This is a genomic window from Streptomyces sp. NPDC085524, assembly GCF_044541755.1.
Lineage (GTDB): Bacteria > Actinomycetota > Actinomycetes > Streptomycetales > Streptomycetaceae > Streptomyces.
On the sequence record NZ_JBITTH010000026.1, the window covers coordinates 1 to 15878 of the forward strand.

Consider the following 15878-nt stretch of genomic DNA (forward strand, 5'->3'; position numbering starts at 1 on the left):
GTACTGCAGGGGGGACCCTGTGGGAGAGTAGGACGCCGCCGAACAATCATTGTGGGAAAGCCCCGCACCTTCTGGTGCGGGGCTTTTCTGCGTTTACGGGCGGTTCGCTGATGAGTGGCCGGGAAACGCGGGTGAGGCCGTGGGGGCAGGTCGTTAGGCTCCGGGCATGAGTGACGACTATGTGATCAGGGCCGTACGGGGCGGCGAGTGGGAGAAGGTCAAGGAGCTGCGGCTGGCCGCGCTGCGGGATCCTGCGGCGGCGGTGGCCTTCCTCGAGACCGAGGAGAAGGCCCTCGCCCAGGACGATTCCTTCTGGCAGCAGCGTGCCGCGCGGGCTGCCGAGGGGCGGGGTGCCCGGCAGTTCGTCGCCGAGGCCGGCGACGGTCGGTGGGTGGGGTCCGTGACCGTGCTCATCGAGGCGCAGGGCAGTGAGGACTTCTTCGGTGAGGCCGTCGAGCAGCAGCAGGGGCACGTGGTCGGGGTGTTCGTACGGCCCGAGCAGCGGGGCGGCGGGCTCGTGGACAGGCTGTTCGATGCCGCGCTGGAATGGGCCTGGTCGCTGGACGAGCCGGTGACCGAGCGGGTGCGGCTGTTCGTGCACGAGGACAACGCCAGGGCCGAGGCCTTCTACCGGCGCTACGGGTTCGAGGCGAGTGGTCTGCTGGTGCCGCTGGAGACCGGTGCGAAGGAGCGGGAGTACGTCGTGGCCAGGCCCTAGGGGAGGGGCGCTTCCGGCCAGTGGGAGCGGGCCTGTTCGCGGCTGCGGCACAGGGCGACGACGGGGAGCGTGTCGTCCGTCAGGAGCTCCGGGAGCTGGGGGATCGGGGCGACGGCTGCTACGTCCTCCAGGACCAGGGTGAGTGGTGGGTCGAGCCGACCGTGGGATGACCGTGCGGCCATGCGGCGGCCGTGCTCGACCACGTGAGCGGCGAGTGCGGTGAGCAAAGGCATCGCACCCGGGTGGGTGCGGGGGTCTTCCAGGGATTCGCCCACCACGTAGAGCGTGCCCCCCTCGGCCACGAACGAAGCCAGCGTCAGGGAATCCGTTCGGTTCGGGTTGCAGGCCTCGCGGATGTGGATCGAGGTCAGGGAGTCGAGGGCGCGGGCCGTCAGCTGGAGGGCCTGTTCGCGGCGTTCGGGGTGGGCGGTGAGGGCGCTCTCCAGTTCGCCGGCCGCGCCGGGGGCGGCCTGCGGGTGGGTGCGGAGGATGCGGACCGGGTCCTGGGCGCTGTTGCCCTGGGTCCAGCGGTGGAGTTGCTTGAAGGGGCGGTCGTCGAGTGCGGCGGCCTGGAGCCAGCTGCGCAGGAGCGTTTCCGCCGTGTGGGTGAGGGCGGCGTCGATGCGTGCCTGCGGGCGTACGGGGGCCAGGAGGGCGATCGCGCGGGCGGCTGCGGTGTCGCGGTCGGCGCAGCCCTCGGCCGGGTTCCAGTGCATGCGGGCCGGGGTGTCGCACAGGTGCGAGGGGTCGTAGAGGAGGACCGGGCCGATCTTGGCGCGGGCGTCCTTGGTCTCCGCCCAGAGGGCGGGGGAGGACGTGACGACCAGGGCCGCGCCTTCTGCCGTGGCGATGGCCTGGGTGGCGAGGTGGTGGCGTTCGGCGGGGGTCGCGTACGTCAGGCGGTGCGGTGGGGCGGTGGTTCCGGCGGTGGTGGCCGGGGCGTGGCCGAAGCCGTGGCGGTGGGCGTCGTCCAGCGCGGCCGGCGGCGGTTCGGCCGCGGCCGGGCGGGGGGCCGGGGGCCGGGGTTCGTACGGCTGGGGTGCGTACGGCTGTTGCTGGGCGGGGGGCGTGGGCCGGGGGTCCTGCGGGTCGGGTGCCGGGGCTGGTCTTCTGGCGAGGGTGCGGCGGGCCCTGGTGCGGGCGATGACGCCCATCGTGAAGATCGTCAGGACCAGCAGGATGAGGAGCTGGCTGATGAACAGGCCCCAGAACAGGCCCCAGCCGGAGAGGGCGGCCGGGTCGGTGTCCGGCCAGGCCGCCGGGATGTCGTGGGGTTGCGCTATCAGGGCGCGGACGGCGCCCGGGGTGCGGGTGAAGGTGACCGTGGCCGGCCAGGCGCCCTTGGCGAAGAGGGCGGCGAGGCCGGTGGCCGACCAGACCAGGACGGCGAGGCCGAGGAGGAAGGCCAGGAGGCCGACGAGGACCCCGTCGGGGATTCCGCCGGCCCGGGCCGTGGGTTCCGTACCTCTGGCGTTGGACATGGTCAGGCCACCGTGGTTGCCGAGCCGGTGCCGTTGTTGCGGTGGCGTTCCATCGACAGGGCCCTTTCCTCCGCTTCGAGTTCCGCCGCGAGCAGGTCGGCGGGGAGCGCGGGGGCCGAGGACTCCGTCATGGCGCGGTCGGTGTAGACGAGGGGGCGTTCGGCCTCGGTGATCAGGTGTTTGACCACCTGGACGTTGCCGTTGACGTCCCAGACGGCGATGCCCGGGGTGAGGGTGGGGATGATTTCCACCGCCCAGCGGGGCAGGCCGAGGACGCGGCCGGTGGCGCGGGCCTCGTCCGCCTTCTGGGCGTAGATCGTGCGGGTCGAGGCCATCTTGAGGATGGCCGCGGCCTCGCGGGCGGCGGCGCCGTCGACGACGTCGGAGAGGTGGTGGACGACGGCGACGAAGGACAGGCCGAGGCGGCGGCCGAACTTGAGGAGGCGCTGGAACAGCTGGGCCACGAAGGGGCTGTTGATGATGTGCCAGGCCTCTTCCACCAGGAAGATGCGCTTCTTGCGGTCGGGGCGGATCCAGGTGTGTTCGAGCCAGACGCCGACGATCGCCATGAGGATGGGCATGGCGATGGAGTTGCGGTCGATGTGGGACAGGTCGAAGACGATGAGGGGCGCGTCGAGGTCGATGCCGACGGTGGTGGGGCCGTCGAACATGCCGCGGAGGTCGCCGTCGACGAGGCGGTCGAGGACGAGCGCGACGTCGAGGCCCCAGGCGCGGACATCGTCTATGTCGACGTTCATCGCGAGGGCCGATTCGGCTTCGGGGTGGCGCAGTTGTTCCACGATGTCGGTGAGGACGGGCTGTCGGTCCCGGATGCTGTCGACGACGTAGGCGTGCGCGACCTTCAGGGCGAAGCCGGAGCGTTCGTCGAGGCCGTGGCCCATCGCGACTTCGATGATGGTGCGGAGCAGGGCGAGCTGGCCGGTCGTGGTGATCGCCGGGTCGAGGGGGTTGAGGCGGATGCCCGAGTCGTTGGCGGCGATCGGGTCCAGGCGGATGGGGGTTATTCCCAGCTGCTGGGCGATCAGGTTCCACTCGCCGACGCCGTCCTCGCCCTGGGCGTCGAGGACGACGACCTGGCGGTCGCGGAAGCGGAGCTGGCGCAGGACGTACGTCTTCTCGAGGGCCGACTTGCCGTTGCCGGACTCGCCGAGGACCAGCCAGTGGGGGGCCGGGAGCTGCTGTCCGTACAGCTGGAAGGGATCGTAGATGTAACCCTTGCCGCTGTAGACCTCGCGGCCGATGATGACGCCGGAGTCGCCGAGACCGGGGGCGGCGGTGGGCAGGTAGACGGCCTGCGCCTGCCCGGTGGAGGTGCGGACGGGCAGGCGCGTGGTTTCGACCTTGCCGAACAGGAAGCTGGTGAAGGCGTCCGTCAGAGCGGACATGGGATCTCGCATGGGCGGCACTTCCCTCCAGCTAGCGTCGGATGCCGGTGGCGAACGGCAAGGTGTTGACGAAGGCGCGGTGGTGCTCGCGGTCGCACCATTCGAGTTTCAGGTACGACTTGCCGGCCGAGGCGCGGATGGTGCGCTTGTCCCGGGCCAGGGCTTCCGGGGAACGCGAGGACACCGTGATGTACCCGACCAGGTTGACTCCCGCAGCGCCGCTGGCGAGATCTTCACCCCTCTGGTCGAGCCGTCCGTGGGCGGCGATGTCGCGGGGGTCGACGGTGCGGTTCATCTTGGCGGCGCGGCTGGCGTCGGCCTCGTCGTTCGTCTTCTCCGTGAGCATGCGCTCGATGGCCACCTCGGTGGGCTCCAGATCCATGGTGACGGCGACGGTGCGGATCACGTCGGGGGTGTGGACGAGGAGCGGGGCGAGGAAGTTGACGCCGACGGGGGTCATCGGCCATTCCTTCACCCAGGCCGTGGCGTGGCACCAGGGGGCGCGGGTGGAGGACTCGCGGGTCTTGGCCTGGAGGTAGGTGGGTTCGACCGCGTCGAGTTCGGCGGGCCAGGCGTTGCGCTTGGTCATGGCCTGGATGTGGTCGATGGGGTGGTCCGGGTCGTACATGGAGTGCACGAGGGAGGCGAGGCGGCCCTGGCCCAGCGGCTGGCGGACGCGGATGTCGGCTTCGGCGAGGCGGGCGCAGATGTCGGTGAGTTCGCGGGCCATGACGATGGCGAGGCCGGCGTCGCGGTCGAGCTTGCGGCCCTTGGGGGTGCCGGCGCGGGCGATGGTGTGGGCCTCGGCGGCGAGTTCGCGGGAGTAGTGCATGCAGGCGACGAGGTAGGCGCGGTGCTGCTCGGAGGAGGTGGAGACCATCGACTGGAGCTGGTCGTACGAGTCGCGGAGCCAGCCGGGGGCGTTGGTGTCGCCGCGCTGGGCGACGTCCTTGGCGTGGGCGTCGGGGTCCGCGGGGAGGGTGCGGGCGAGCATCTGGAGGCGGGTGACGAAGCCGTCGCCGTTGGCGACGTGCTTGAGGAGGGTGCCGAAGCGGTCGACGAGGGCTTCCTGGTCCTCGCTGTCGCGCAGGCCGACGCCGGGGCCCTCGATCTCGATGGCGGCGGTGACGGTGCGGCGGTCGGCGTGGAGGAGTACGGCGATCTCGTCGGGGCCGAAGGGGGCGGCGAGCCAGCTGATGCGGCCGATGCCGGGGGGCGGGCCGATCTCGACCTCGCGGCCGTCGGCGGCGCGAGTGCCGGCTTCCATGGCGGTGGATCGGTACGTGGTGCCGCGGCGCAGGGTGCGCTTGTAGCTGCGGTTGATCTCGAACCACTTGTAAAAGGTGCGGCCGCGGTAGGGGACGTACACGGCGGCGAGCGCGAGCATGGGGAAGCCTGCGAGGCTGACGATGCGCAGGGTGAGGTCGGGGACGAGCAGTCCGCTCATCATGCCGAGGAACGCCCCCGCGATGATCAGGGCGATCTCGCCGGTCTCGCGGTTCTTGCCGACGATCGCGTTCGGCCGGGCGCGGCCGATGAGATACGTGCGGCGGGGCGCGACCGGGTGCAGCTGGTGGGACTGGGTCGTCAACGCCCGTCACCTCCTGTGTTCCTCGTGCTCGAACCTGTGCGGGGCGGGGGTGCGGCGGAGGGGACAGATCCGCCGCCGGCCCCGCCGCCGGTGGGGCGGCTGCTGTGGGCGGCCACGCCTCCGGAGATGGGGTTGGCGGGACGGGCGGCGTTGGCCGCCCCGCCGTCGCCGCCGCGGTGGGCGCCGCGGCTGCTGTGGGTCTTGATGCCCTGGGAGACGAGGGAGGCCGGGGAGCTGATGACGGCGGCTGCCTGGGCGCCGTCGGTGGCCTTGCTGCGGCCTGCGCGGGCGGAGGCGATCTCGTCGCCGAAGCCGGGGACGAAGCGGTAGATCACGGCGGAGGCGAAGATCGCCAGGAGGATGATGGCGAGGCCGGTGACGACGGCGGAGAAGGCGTTGGGGCCCTTTTCTCCGGTCAGGGCGCCGGCGAGGCCGAGGACGATGACGATGACCGGCTTGACGAGGATGACGGCGATCATGATGCCGGCCCAGCGGCGGACGTGGCCCCAGAGGTTGCGGTCGACGAGGCCGGAGTAGACGACCACGCCGAGGAGGGCGCCCACGTAGAGGAGGGCGGCCCGGATGAAGAGCTCCAGGAACAGGATGCCGGCGGCGAGGACCGTGACGAGGGAGACGACGATCAGCATGATCGGGCCGCCGCCGATGTCGTCGCCCTTCTTGAGGGCTTCGGAGAAGGAGCCGAAGAAGACGTCGGTCTGGCCGCCGGTGGCCGAGGCGATGACCTCGGTGACTCCGTCGGTGGCGGAGACGACGGTGTAGAGGATCAGGGGGGTGAAGGCGGAGGCGAGGACGGTGAGCCAGAGGAAGCCGATGGCTTCGGAGAGGGCGGTGGTGAGGGGGACGCCCCGGACGGCTCGTTTGGCCACGGCGAAGAGCCAGAGGACGAGGGTGAGGATGGTGGAGGCGGCGAAGACGACGGAGTACTGCTTGAGGAAGGCGGGGTTGGTGAAGTCGACGTTGGCGCCGCCCTTTACCGCTTCGCTGAGCTTGGCGACGATCCAGGAGGCTGCGTCGGCGCAGCCCTTGGCTAGGGAGGCTAGGGGGTTGAGGGCGTCTGCGCCGTCGCTGGGGGCCAGACCCGTTTTGGGTGCGCCACCGCCCGTGCCGCTCTGGCAGTACTGCTTGGAAGGGCCGTCGAGCAGGGCGCAGGGGTCGTTGCTCGGCTGTGGCGTGGGCGTCGGCGTGGGTGTCGGGGTGGGCGTGGGGGCCGCGTAGGCGTGGGTGGCCAGGGATGCGAGGGCCAGGTGGGCAGAGGCGATCACGCCCAGCCGGGCGGTGAGCCGTCGGCTAGCGGGCATAGGTGAATCCTCCGAATTCCTTGATGGCCTTGCTCATGTCGTCGGACGTCGACACGGGGACATCGCCGGGAACCGGTGCGGGCCCGTCCTGTTGGGTGTCGTCGACGACCTTCCAGTCCTCGCCGATCCAGCTCAGTTCGAAGGTCCAGGTCTTCCAGAGGGTCCGGACCGGGTCGGTGGACTTGGCGCCGGACATGCCGATGAGGCCGGTGTACCAGACCGCGATCTTGGCGCCGGTCGGGGTGTAGCTCTCGACGCGGGTGCCGATGGGGACGGCCCGGGTGACGAAGGTGCTGCCCTGCGGGGGGTTTCCGTTCGCGTCGAGTCCGAGCTTGGCGAGGAACGCGGCCGAGTACGCCTCGTCCTGAGGGCCCTTCAGGCGGGCTGCTGTCTCCGGGGTGTAGATCCCGTCGACGAGGGCGTGGCGGGTGTTCGTCTTGAACATGCCGTCGGAGCCGAGTGCCACCGCGTAGTTGGCGGCTGCCGATTGGGCTCCCTGTTCGTCGTGGGCGAAGCCGCGGGGGATGCCTGCGGCCTTGCCGGTGACGGGGTTGGTGCCCGTGGCGGCGGTGGAGGAGGCGGCGGGGGCGTTGTCCGCGGGTTTGTCCTCGGTGCCGTCCGGGGCCTGGTTCGCGAACGCGATCGCGGCGATGAGGAGGACCACCACGCCGACGACCGTGATCAGGCTGCGGGACGCGCGCGGGGCGCGGCGGGCCGGGCCGTACGGGTCGGAGGGGGCGTCCGGGAGGCGGGTACGGGTCTGGCCCGTGCCGCCGACCTCGCCGTGGCCGCTGCCGCCGCCGTAGTGGTCGTCGTTGCTCATTCCGTGTCGGCCCCCTCCGCGTCGTACGCCGGTAGCGCTGGTTTCCGCGCAGGCGCGGTGTGGTGATTCCTCATCAGGTGCTGCCGCCGTGGTCCTCGGCGCGGTTAGACGGCCATCCCGTAGACGATCGTGAAGAGGGTCCCGAGGGAGCCGATGATGAAGACTCCGGTCAGGCCGGCCACGATGAGGCCCTTGCCCTGTTCTGCGCTGAACGTGTCGCGCAGCGCGGTCGCGCCGATGCGCTGCTTGGCCGCGCCCCAGATGGCGATGCCGAGGCAGAGGAGGATCGCCACGGCCATGACCACTTCGATCATGACCTTCGCTTCGTTGCCGAGACTGCCGAACGGCCCCCAGTTCGGGGCGATTCCGCCGATGATGGTGGTGATGTCGCCCTTTTCGGCTGCCAGGATCATGTAACTCACCGCCCCTGTATGGGTAGTTCCGGTAGCCCGTGCCCGACGGCAGGGGTCACTCACTATCTTCGCTGATGAAACCGCCGCCGTCGTCGACTTGACGGCTCTCTTTACCCGATGTCCCAGCCTGTGACCCGACCGTGCGCTCTGACCTGGGCACGGGTGGTGGGTATGCGAATGTGCGTGTGGTCACTGTGTGTATCACGGGGGGTGACGCCGGGCAATGATCGCCGTCTCGGCGTGCTGGGGGTGGGGTGAGGGGCCGCCGTTCGGCGCAGTGGGGGTGCGTGTCGTTGGGCCGTTTCGCTGATATATGTCCGACATTCCGTCAGTCATTCCATCCGAACGCGCTAGTGCGGGTGATGCTCCGGTCGTTCGGAACGGCGACACGAGGAGTGGACGGATGGGTTCGGCGATCAGGGCAGGCCGGCGTGCATGGCTGGCCGGTGGTCTGGCGGTGCCGTTGGCGCTCGGCCTCACGGGTGTTTCGGTGCCGGCTTCGGCGGCGGTGGCGGGGGCGGAGGCGGAGGCCTTCGTGGGCCGGGAGTGCGGCGACGGGGTGAGAGCGAGCGGGAAGGAGGAGGTGAGGGCCACGCCGGAGGTGGCCGCTGACGGCTGTGCGGGGCCGAGGGGCGGACGGGGTCCGAAGGGGCCGCCGGGGCCGAAGGGGCCCAAGGGCGACCGGGGTCCGGCAGGTCCTCCCGGGCGGCCCGGCGCGCCGGGTGCGCCGGGGCCGTGCTCGGACATCGACACGGTCCGGGGTACGGCGAACCTGGAGTTCACCGCGGCTCTGGACCGGGGGCGGACCTTCATCGGGCGGCGGACCGTGAACCCCGTCCCGGGCCCCTACTCGTGGAAGAACCTCACCACGCCGGCGAACCCGGGCCACCCGAGGAACGCGTGCAGCGTGTCCATCGCCAGCGAGGGGAACACGGTGCGGATCAAGGTGCTCACGACCACGGGCGACATCTACGAGAACTTCTGCACGCACACGGCGGGCGTGGTGACCTGTCCGTCGGGGTGGACGGCCATCGTCAGGCCCTGAAGCCCTGAGGGCCTGGGCCCCCGAGCCCTTGGTGTACGCGGCTTCGCCGTTCGTTCTCAGGCCCAGTGGGCGGGGCGGGCGAGGGTGTCGGGGATGCGGGTTCCGGGGTTGCCCCGGGCCGCGTTGAGCTGGGCCTGGGTGAGGAAGACGGCCCCGCGCAGGTCGGCGTCGCGGAGATCGGCGTCCCGGAGGTCGGCGCCGATCATGTCCGCGGTGCGGAGGTCGGCGCGGCTGAGGTCGGCGGCGATCAGGTAGGCGCCGCGGAGGTTCGCGCCGCGCAGGTCGGCGCCGGAGAGGCGGGCTCCCATCAGGTCGGCGCCGCGGTGGTTCTTCTTCCGGCCCGGCGCCTTGGCGCGTACGAGCTCGCTGGCCTCGAGGAGGAGGACGTTCGCTTCCTGGCGCAGGGCGGACACGTCGAGGGCCGCGAGGGCGTCCGCGTCGGCCCGGGTCCACTCCTCGGTGGTGGCGAGGGCGTGGCGGAGGTCCGGGTGGAGCGGGGCGGCTGCCGGGAGGGTGAGGGCCTCGGCGAGGTAGAAGAGCAGCTCGTGCAGCTGCCGCATCACGGGGAAGACCTCGAACATCGGGCGGGCCGTACCGGGGCCGGTGCGCCAGTCGCGGCCGCCGAAGGTGACCTGGGAGACCTGCTGTCCCGCGCCGAAGCAGTCGAAGACGGTGCAGCCCTGGAAGCCCTTGTCGCGCAGCTGGGTGTGGATGCCGCAGCGGTAGTCCTGCCGGAGGTTCTTGCAGGGGGTTCCGGCGGGCTTGTTCACGGCGAAGTCGTTCGACTTGGCGAAGGGGAGGGCGACGCAGCAGAGCGCGAAACAGTTCGAGCAGTCGGCTTGCAGGAGGGGGAGAGGAGGGAGGGCCACCCGTTCATTGTGACCGGTGGGGGGCGGGCAGGCGCATCTGGACGGCGGTCCAGGGGATCCCGTCGACCCGTTCCACGTCCTCGATCACCTGCTCCGTGCGGAATCCCAGCTTCTCGTAGATCCGCAGGGCGGCCGTGTTGTGGGACCAGACGCCCAGGGTGATCTCCGGCAGGTCCAGCTCGCCGAAGCAGAGTTCCACGGCCCGGGAGACGAGGGCCGAGCCCAGGCCGTGGGCGCGGGCCCCGGGGGCGATCAGGACCCGGCCGAGGCGGGTGCCGGAGAGCGAGACGTGCCCGACGGGCTCGCCGGCCGGGGAGACGGCGGTCCAGATGCGGCGGCCGGGCTCGGCGGCGTAGGCGGCGAGCTGGGTCTCGTCCAGGGGCCAGGAGAAGGAGGGGCCGGCCCAGGTCATCAGCTCGGCGGGGCCGGTCACCCAGGAGCGGAGCAGGGGGCCGTCGGTGGCGGGCCGGTAGGGGATCAGGGACAGCGGGGGCTGTGTGGGCATGCCGCCAAGTATGCCGACCGCAAAAGGGGGTTGAGCGGGGGTGGGGCGGGGGCCGAGCATCGGCGCATGACAGAAGTGATCGCAGTCGCAGTCATCACCCTCCTCGCCGTGATCAGTCCCGGCGCCGATTTCGCCATGGTGGTCCGCAACAGCTACCTCTACGGGCGGCCCACCGGGTTGTTCGCCGCCGCCGGGGTCGCCGCCGGGGTGCTGGTCCACGTCACGTACACGATGCTCGGGGTCGGGCTGCTGATCGCCTCCTCGACCGCGCTGTTCACGGCGATCAAGCTGGCCGGCGCGGCGTATCTGGTGTGGATCGGGATACGGACCTTCCGCGCGCGGGACGCGGTGACCGTGGACCTGGACACGAAGCCGGAGCTGACGCGGGCCGGGGCGCTGAGGTCGGGGTTCTTGACCAATGTGCTGAACCCGAAGACGACGCTGTTCGTGGTGTCGACGTTCACGCAGGTGGTGGGGCCGGACACGCCGGTGTGGCAGCAGGCGGGGTACGGGCTGTTCATGTCGGCGGCGCACCTGGGGTGGTTCGGGGCGGTGGCGCTGTTCTTCTCCGACTCCCGGCTGCGCGAGCGGATGCTGAAGGCGCAGAAGACGCTGAACCGGGCCATCGGGTCGGTGCTGGTGGGGCTGGGGGTGGGGCTGGGGTTCGCCCGCTGAGCGTCGGGGACGGGGCTGGTGCCGTTGGTTACCTGTCGGTAGCGTGAGGCGCATGGGCGCTGCCGAGGGGTTCTACGAACGGGTCGATGCCGGGCGGTTCGCCGCCACCGAGTCCACGAGGGGCCCCTGGGACCCCGCGTCGCAGCACGCCGGGCCGCCCGCCGCGCTGCTCGGGCGGGCGGTCGAGGAGCGGCCGGGCGGGCGCGCGGACATGCGGATCGCGCGGATCACGTACGAGATCCTGCGCCCGGTGCCGATCGGCGCGCTGGAGATCACCACGAGCGTGCTGCGGGCCGGCCGCAGCACCGAGGTGGTCGAGGCCGCCCTCACGCCGGAGGGCGCCGCGGCGCCGGTGATGCTCGCGCGGGCCCTGCGGATCAGGGTCGCGGAGGAGGCGGTGCCGGCGGTGGTGCCGGGGCCGGGGCTGCCGTCGCCGGGGGAGGTGGCGCAGACCCCGTTCTTCCCGGTGCCGTGGGACGTGGGCTACCACACGGCGATGGAGAGCCGGTTCGCCGAGGGCGCGTTCGTCGAGCAGGGGCCGGGCACCTGCTGGATGCGGATGAGGGTGCCGCTGGTGGCGGGGGAGGAGCACAGGGCGCTGGACCGGGTGCTGGTCGCCGCCGACTCGGGGAACGGCATCAGTTCGGTGATGGACTTCCGGCGCTTCGTCTTCGTCAACGGTGACCTGACGGTCCACCTCCACCGTCATCCGGTGGGCGAGTGGGTCTGCGTGGAGGCCGCCACCAGCGTGGACGCAGCCGGGATCGGGCTGGCCGACGCGCGGCTGCACGACGAGAAGGGGCCGATCGGGCGGGGTGCGCAGAGCCTCTTCGTCGCACCGAGGTAGCCGTCGGCCCCGTCCCCCGGGGCGTCCCCCCCCGTCCGGTTCCGGTCCCTGCGTGCCGCGGGAGGGCGGGAGGGACTGGACGCCCGACCGCCGTCCGTCAAAGATGGCAAGTGGGGTAGTAGGACAGGCGACACGGTCGAATCGCGTCCGAAAGCGGCGGCGATGGGGGAGGGTTGACGGGTGCGCAGATTCTGGATGGCCGGCGGGATCGGGATCGGGCTCTGCCTGAGCTTCCTCGTGCTGCTCGTCGTGGGGACCTACTCCGCCGCGGCGGGACTCGGGCGTGCTGGTGCGGGCGGCAGTGCGGTGGGCCTGGCCAAGGGAGCGGTGCCCGCGAAGTACCAGGCTCTGGTGGAGAAGTGGGGCAACCTGTGCCCCGCGGTCAATCCGGCGCTGCTCGCGGCCCAGCTGTACTCGGAGAGCGGCTGGAACCCCAGCGCGGTCAGCCCGGCGGACGCGCGGGGCATCGCGCAGTTCATCCCCGGCACCTGGGCGGGCCACGGCATCGACGGGGACGGGGACGGGGACCGCGACATCTGGGACCCGAACGACGCGATCCCCTCGGCTGCCTCGTACGACTGCGAGCTGGCCAAGGACGTGGCGAGCGTGCCCGGTGACCCGGCGTCGAACATGCTCGCCGCCTACAACGCCGGGGCCTACGCGGTCATCAAGTACGGCGGTGTGCCCCCGTACAAGGAGACCCAGGGCTACGTGAAGGCGATCACCAGCCTGGCGAAGAGCTTCGCCCGGCCCGTCGGCCGGGTCGCCCCCTCCCAACAGGCGGCCGGGGCCATCTACTTCGCGCAGAAGCAGCTCGGCACGCCGTACCTGTGGGGCGGCAACGGAACGCCCGACCAGGGCGGCCGGTTCGACTGCTCGGGGCTGACCAAGGCCGCGTACGAGACGGTGGGGATCCAGCTGCCGCGCGTGGCGAACGACCAGTACAACGCCGGTCCGCACCCTTCGCGGGACCAACTCCTGCCCGGAGACCTGGTCTTCTTCTCCGATGATCTGACGAATTCTCGGGACATTCGGCACGTCGGGCTCTACGTGGGCGGCGGCTACATGATCAACGCCCCTTACACCGGCGCCGTCATCCGCTTCGACAAGATCGACACCCCCGACTACTTCGGCGCCACGCGGGTCACGAAGGACGGCGCGGAGGCGCTTCCGGAGCGCGGCGGGGCGAGCAAGGCGCCGTAGTAACTCTCCGTAAACCAAAGGCCCTGAGCTGCGACGATGAGTCACTCTTCGATAACGTTGGGGTGATCATTCGGTGGAGAGTGGAACGTACTTGTCAGAACGGGCGTTCCATGGACACGGAGCTTGATCAAAACGGGGGCGAAGGGGTGCACACCGGCGTGCGCCCGCAGGGGAACCACGGCAAGAGCAAGGGGCCGCATCACCATGGCTGGACTCACGAGCAGTGGGCCGAATGTGGATGTCAGCCTGCTGTACGAGATCAACGACGCGGCCCGGCAGGCCCCGAGCTGGTTCGACCGGCTCGTCGCGCTGGCCGGCGAGTACGGGATCCCGCTGGCCCTCGTGCTCCTGGTCCTGTGGTGCTGGCACGGTGCCCGCCGCCAGGACGAGACCGCGGCCGTCGAGACCTTCACCGCGCTGGTGTGGGCCCCGCTCGCCGCGGGACTGGCCCTGCTCGTGAACGTGCCGCTGCGTGAATTCGTCGGGCGGCCGCGGCCGTTCGCACAGCACGAGGGGCTGCAGGTGCTCGACCCCGGCCTCGGGGCGCGCCTCGGCGCCGAGTTCGGGGACGCCCGGTTCTCCTTCGTCAGCGACCACGCCACCCTCGCGATGGCCCTGGGCATCGGCCTGTTCGTGGCCGACCGGAGGCTCGGGCTCGCCGGGATCGCGCTGGCCCTCGCCGAGGGCGCCTGCCGCGTGTACATGGGCGTCCACTACCCGACGGACGTCATCGGCGGCTACGCGCTCGGCACCGCCGTCGTCCTCGTCCTCGCACCGCTCGCGCTGGCGCTGCTGAACCCGGTGGTCCGGGCCGTGGCCCGCGCCCCGCGCCTGGGGCGGCTCGTACGGACCAAGGAGCGGATGCTGCCGAAGCCGGTCGGGCTGGCACAGCCGCAGAACCCGGCGGCGGAGCAGCGCACGCACGAGAGCGACCTCGCGGCCTGAGGGCCGGCCGTACTAGGCGTACAGCTTCCACACGCCGAGCAGTACGGCCGCCAGCAGGCACAGCCCCGCCGCGCCGAAGCACATCCGCACCGCCGTCGGGCGGGGGCGGGGGCGGGGGGTCACGGTTCGCCGCCGTCGGTGTCGCCGCCGCGGCGGTGGCGGGAGCGCAGCCACAGCCCGGTCGCCAGGGCGGCGAGGGTGGTGAGTCCCACGGCCAGGGCCACGTCGGCCGGGCCCTCCGCCGAGCCGACGGGTCTGGCCCAGGCCGCGCCGCCCGGAGCGGACACGATGAGCAGGGCCCAGACGAGGGCGGCGAGGCGGGCTGCGGGTCCTGGCATGAGTCCAGGGCATCGGCTCCGGCGCGCCGCGGCCAGCCGAGGGGGCCGAAAGGGCTAGCCGGTCGTGTGCCGCGAGGCGTCCTTGCGGGCCAGGTCGCGGGAGCGGCGGGCCGGACCGGTCCAGCCGCAGCTGCAGACCGCCAGGCAGAACGAGCCCCGCTCGGCGGTGGAGGTGATGTGCCCGGCAGCCGGCTGCGACTGCAACTGCGGGCGCTGGAGCGGTACGGGGACAAGCGGAGTGACCAACGGCGCGTCGGTATGCGGTTCCACACCCCAACGGTACCCGGGCGGGGCGCGGTTCCGGGAGGGCCCGGAACCGTGACGGGAAACCCCGGACCTCGTTAACCGGAGCGGGTGGGGGCCTCGGGCAGACAGCGGTCACGCGTTGGGGGTTGGCAGGCGATGGTGGTGCACCAGCACAGGCGGCTGCGCGGGCGTGCGGGCGAGGCGGTGCTCGCGGCCGGCGTCACCCTGGCCGTCACGGCGATGGCCGGATGCGCGGGCGGCGGCGACAGCGACGACAGGCCCCACGGTGACCCGGCGGCGGTGGTCCGCGGGGCCGCGGACGCACTGACGAGGACGGGCAGCGCGCAGGCCCGTACGGCCATGGAGATGGCCACGGGCGGCACCCGGGTCACCATCCGCGGCGAGGGCGGCGTCGACTTCAAGAACCGGATGGGACAGCTGCTGGTCATGCTCCCCGCGGACGTGAAGGGGCAGGCCGAGCACCGGCCCATCACCGAGCTGCTCGTGCCCGGGGCGCTGTACATGAAGAACCGGGGCGCGGGCGTGCCCGACGACAAGTGGGTCCGGGTCGACACGACGACCCTCGCCGACGGGAACCTGGTCACGGGCGGGGCCACCGATCCGCTGGTCGCGGCGGAGCTGCTGCGGGGCGCGCAGGAAGTGACGTACGTCGGGGAGACCGAGGTGGCGGGCACCAAGGTGCGGCACTACCGGGGGACGACGGACATCGGGCGGGCCGCGCGGATCGCCTCCCCGGAGGTGCGCGGGGCGCTGGAGGCGGCGGCGAAAGGGTTCAGCAACGACACCGTGCCGTTCGACGCGTACCTGGACGAGGAGGGGCGGCTGCGGAAGGTCCGGCACCGGTTCACGTACGTCAACGATGGCGTGATCGATGTCTCGTCCACGACCCTGCTGTACGGCTTCGGGACGCCGGTGACCGTCGTGCTGCCGGCCGGAGGGGACATCTACGCAGGGAAGATCGCCGAGTAGTGGGTACGGGCCGGTGCGGGCGGGCGGGTCGGGGCGTACGGGTCGGGCCATGGCCCGGTGCCCGGAAATGGTCCTTCCGTGCCATGGGCGCCGCCGGGCGCTCTCCCTACGCTGAGAAGCCGGGCGCCGGCGAGTGATGCGGCATGACCGATGACGGCCGGTGGCCGGTGGCAGATTGAGGTGACACCCGTGACTCCCGCAGGCGGTACGACAGTGCAGGACCACGTGGCGCTGGCCGAGATCGAACTGTGCGGTGAGCTGATCATCGCGGCGTCGGCCGCGGCCGAGGAGCGGCTCAGCCAGGACCGGATCGACGAGGTCCTGATGGGGATCTGGTCGGGCTGACCCCGCGTCCCGGGCGGCCCGGGGCTGAGCGTCCCGGGACGCCGCCCCGGACCCCGCGTCCCCGGGGCCCTGCCCCGGACCCCGTGCCGCGACCCGGGCCTCCCCGGACCCCGTGCCGC

General features: G+C 71.9%; 18 protein-coding genes. 8 read left to right on the top strand and 10 right to left on the bottom strand.

Translation table 11 applies throughout. From position 1 onward, the window contains the following. The first annotated feature begins 166 nt into the window (after window positions 1-166). Window positions 167-718 carry a GNAT family N-acetyltransferase gene (locus tag ACIGFK_RS31965; RefSeq protein WP_376660425.1) on the top strand — a complete coding sequence of 184 codons (552 nt, stop codon included), beginning with the start codon at window positions 167-169 and terminating at the stop codon, window positions 716-718. Here the strand turns inward: ACIGFK_RS31965 and ACIGFK_RS31970 are convergent. The 6 genes from ACIGFK_RS31970 to ACIGFK_RS31995 all read right to left on the bottom strand — a co-directional run bounded on the left by ACIGFK_RS31970 (window position 715) and on the right by ACIGFK_RS31995 (window position 7751). Further along, a complete protein-coding gene (locus tag ACIGFK_RS31970) occupies window positions 715-2199 on the bottom strand; it encodes a type VI secretion protein (RefSeq protein ID WP_400054603.1) in 1485 nt (494 codons plus the stop codon). The genes ACIGFK_RS31965 and ACIGFK_RS31970 overlap by 4 nt on opposite strands. Window positions 2200-2201: 2 nt before the next feature. Then, window positions 2202-3617, bottom strand: coding sequence for an ATP-binding protein (locus ACIGFK_RS31975; RefSeq protein WP_376660427.1), 1416 nt, complete (start codon window positions 3615-3617; stop codon window positions 2202-2204). Between the two features lie 19 nt (window positions 3618-3636). Then, window positions 3637-5196, bottom strand: coding sequence for an SCO6880 family protein (locus ACIGFK_RS31980; protein WP_376660428.1), 1560 nt, complete (start codon window positions 5194-5196; stop codon window positions 3637-3639). Further along, window positions 5193-6515, bottom strand: a complete 1323-nt coding sequence (locus ACIGFK_RS31985) for a hypothetical protein (RefSeq protein WP_400054606.1) — start codon at window positions 6513-6515, stop codon at window positions 5193-5195. The genes ACIGFK_RS31980 and ACIGFK_RS31985 overlap by 4 nt, the downstream gene beginning before the upstream one ends. Then, window positions 6505-7338, bottom strand: coding sequence for a hypothetical protein (locus tag ACIGFK_RS31990; RefSeq protein WP_376660430.1), 834 nt, complete (start codon window positions 7336-7338; stop codon window positions 6505-6507). The genes ACIGFK_RS31985 and ACIGFK_RS31990 overlap by 11 nt, the downstream gene beginning before the upstream one ends. Before the next feature lie 104 nt (window positions 7339-7442). Then, window positions 7443-7751 (bottom strand): hypothetical protein, encoded by a 309-nt coding sequence (locus ACIGFK_RS31995; protein WP_008742356.1) that lies wholly within the window; start codon window positions 7749-7751, stop codon window positions 7443-7445. A 403-nt stretch (window positions 7752-8154) separates the two neighbouring features. Here ACIGFK_RS31995 and ACIGFK_RS32000 point away from each other — a divergent pair, with 403 nt between their 5' ends. Then, window positions 8155-8796, top strand: coding sequence for a hypothetical protein (locus ACIGFK_RS32000; RefSeq protein WP_376660431.1), 642 nt, complete (start codon window positions 8155-8157; stop codon window positions 8794-8796). 56 nt (window positions 8797-8852) lie between these two features. On the opposite strand, the gene ACIGFK_RS32005 is transcribed toward ACIGFK_RS32000, so the two are convergent. Next, window positions 8853-9665: a pentapeptide repeat-containing protein gene (locus tag ACIGFK_RS32005; protein ID WP_400054608.1), complete on the bottom strand. Its 813-nt coding sequence runs from the start codon at window positions 9663-9665 to the stop codon at window positions 8853-8855. Between the two features lie 4 nt (window positions 9666-9669). Next, complete coding sequence (locus ACIGFK_RS32010) at window positions 9670-10170, bottom strand: GNAT family N-acetyltransferase (protein ID WP_376660433.1); 501 nt, start codon at window positions 10168-10170, stop codon at window positions 9670-9672. 66 nt (window positions 10171-10236) lie between these two features. On the opposite strand from ACIGFK_RS32010, the gene ACIGFK_RS32015 reads away from it, so the two are divergent. The 4 genes from ACIGFK_RS32015 (at window position 10237) to ACIGFK_RS32030 (ending at window position 13840) form a co-directional block, all read left to right on the top strand. Further along, complete coding sequence (locus tag ACIGFK_RS32015; protein WP_376660434.1) at window positions 10237-10845, top strand: LysE family translocator; 609 nt, start codon at window positions 10237-10239, stop codon at window positions 10843-10845. 52 nt (window positions 10846-10897) lie between these two features. Then, window positions 10898-11692: a thioesterase family protein gene (locus tag ACIGFK_RS32020; protein WP_376660435.1), complete on the top strand. Its 795-nt coding sequence runs from the start codon at window positions 10898-10900 to the stop codon at window positions 11690-11692. A gap of 195 nt (window positions 11693-11887) precedes the next feature. Then, window positions 11888-12895, top strand: coding sequence for an NlpC/P60 family protein (locus tag ACIGFK_RS32025; RefSeq protein ID WP_376660444.1), 1008 nt, complete (start codon window positions 11888-11890; stop codon window positions 12893-12895). A 204-nt stretch (window positions 12896-13099) separates the two neighbouring features. Continuing rightward, window positions 13100-13840 carry a phosphatase PAP2 family protein gene (locus tag ACIGFK_RS32030; protein ID WP_376660436.1) on the top strand — a complete coding sequence of 247 codons (741 nt, stop codon included), beginning with the start codon at window positions 13100-13102 and terminating at the stop codon, window positions 13838-13840. A 119-nt stretch (window positions 13841-13959) separates the two neighbouring features. Here ACIGFK_RS32030 and ACIGFK_RS32035 read toward each other — a convergent pair whose 3' ends face one another. Together ACIGFK_RS32035 and ACIGFK_RS32040 are read right to left on the bottom strand one after the other, a co-directional pair. Continuing rightward, entirely contained in the window at window positions 13960-14178 is a 219-nt protein-coding gene (locus ACIGFK_RS32035; protein WP_376660437.1) for a hypothetical protein, read from the bottom strand. A 54-nt stretch (window positions 14179-14232) separates the two neighbouring features. Further along, the gene (locus ACIGFK_RS32040) at window positions 14233-14448 is read right to left on the bottom strand and encodes a hypothetical protein (protein ID WP_386473402.1); all 216 of its coding nucleotides are present in this window, start codon (window positions 14446-14448) and stop codon (window positions 14233-14235) included. A 132-nt stretch (window positions 14449-14580) separates the two neighbouring features. On the opposite strand from ACIGFK_RS32040, the gene ACIGFK_RS32045 reads away from it, so the two are divergent. Both ACIGFK_RS32045 and ACIGFK_RS32050 read left to right on the top strand, forming a co-directional pair. After that, entirely contained in the window at window positions 14581-15414 is an 834-nt protein-coding gene (locus ACIGFK_RS32045) for a hypothetical protein (RefSeq protein ID WP_400054611.1), read from the top strand. A gap of 150 nt (window positions 15415-15564) precedes the next feature. Continuing rightward, a complete protein-coding gene (locus ACIGFK_RS32050) occupies window positions 15565-15759 on the top strand; it encodes a hypothetical protein (protein WP_376660440.1) in 195 nt (64 codons plus the stop codon). Window positions 15760-15878 lie beyond the last annotated feature (119 nt).

Excerpts from the sequence above, each read along its gene's own strand:
- ACIGFK_RS31985 (WP_400054606.1), bottom strand. The coding sequence starts at position 6,515 with ATGCCCGCTAGCCGACGGCTCACCGCCCGGCTGGGCGTGATCGCCTCT.
- ACIGFK_RS32035 (WP_376660437.1), bottom strand. The coding sequence starts at position 14,178 with ATGCCAGGACCCGCAGCCCGCCTCGCCGCCCTCGTCTGGGCCCTGCTC.
- ACIGFK_RS31995 (WP_008742356.1), bottom strand. The coding sequence starts at position 7,751 with ATGATCCTGGCAGCCGAAAAGGGCGACATCACCACCATCATCGGCGGA.
- ACIGFK_RS32025 (WP_376660444.1), top strand. The coding sequence starts at position 11,888 with ATGGCCGGCGGGATCGGGATCGGGCTCTGCCTGAGCTTCCTCGTGCTG.
- ACIGFK_RS32030 (WP_376660436.1), top strand. The coding sequence starts at position 13,100 with ATGGCTGGACTCACGAGCAGTGGGCCGAATGTGGATGTCAGCCTGCTG.
- ACIGFK_RS32010 (WP_376660433.1), bottom strand. The coding sequence starts at position 10,170 with ATGCCCACACAGCCCCCGCTGTCCCTGATCCCCTACCGGCCCGCCACC.
- ACIGFK_RS32050 (WP_376660440.1), top strand. The coding sequence starts at position 15,565 with ATGACGGCCGGTGGCCGGTGGCAGATTGAGGTGACACCCGTGACTCCC.
- ACIGFK_RS31965 (WP_376660425.1), top strand. The coding sequence starts at position 167 with ATGAGTGACGACTATGTGATCAGGGCCGTACGGGGCGGCGAGTGGGAG.
- ACIGFK_RS31975 (WP_376660427.1), bottom strand. The coding sequence starts at position 3,617 with ATGCGAGATCCCATGTCCGCTCTGACGGACGCCTTCACCAGCTTCCTG.
- ACIGFK_RS32045 (WP_400054611.1), top strand. The coding sequence starts at position 14,581 with ATGGTGGTGCACCAGCACAGGCGGCTGCGCGGGCGTGCGGGCGAGGCG.
- ACIGFK_RS31990 (WP_376660430.1), bottom strand. The coding sequence starts at position 7,338 with ATGAGCAACGACGACCACTACGGCGGCGGCAGCGGCCACGGCGAGGTC.
- ACIGFK_RS32015 (WP_376660434.1), top strand. The coding sequence starts at position 10,237 with ATGACAGAAGTGATCGCAGTCGCAGTCATCACCCTCCTCGCCGTGATC.
- ACIGFK_RS31970 (WP_400054603.1), bottom strand. The coding sequence starts at position 2,199 with ATGTCCAACGCCAGAGGTACGGAACCCACGGCCCGGGCCGGCGGAATC.
- ACIGFK_RS32020 (WP_376660435.1), top strand. The coding sequence starts at position 10,898 with ATGGGCGCTGCCGAGGGGTTCTACGAACGGGTCGATGCCGGGCGGTTC.
- ACIGFK_RS32000 (WP_376660431.1), top strand. The coding sequence starts at position 8,155 with ATGGGTTCGGCGATCAGGGCAGGCCGGCGTGCATGGCTGGCCGGTGGT.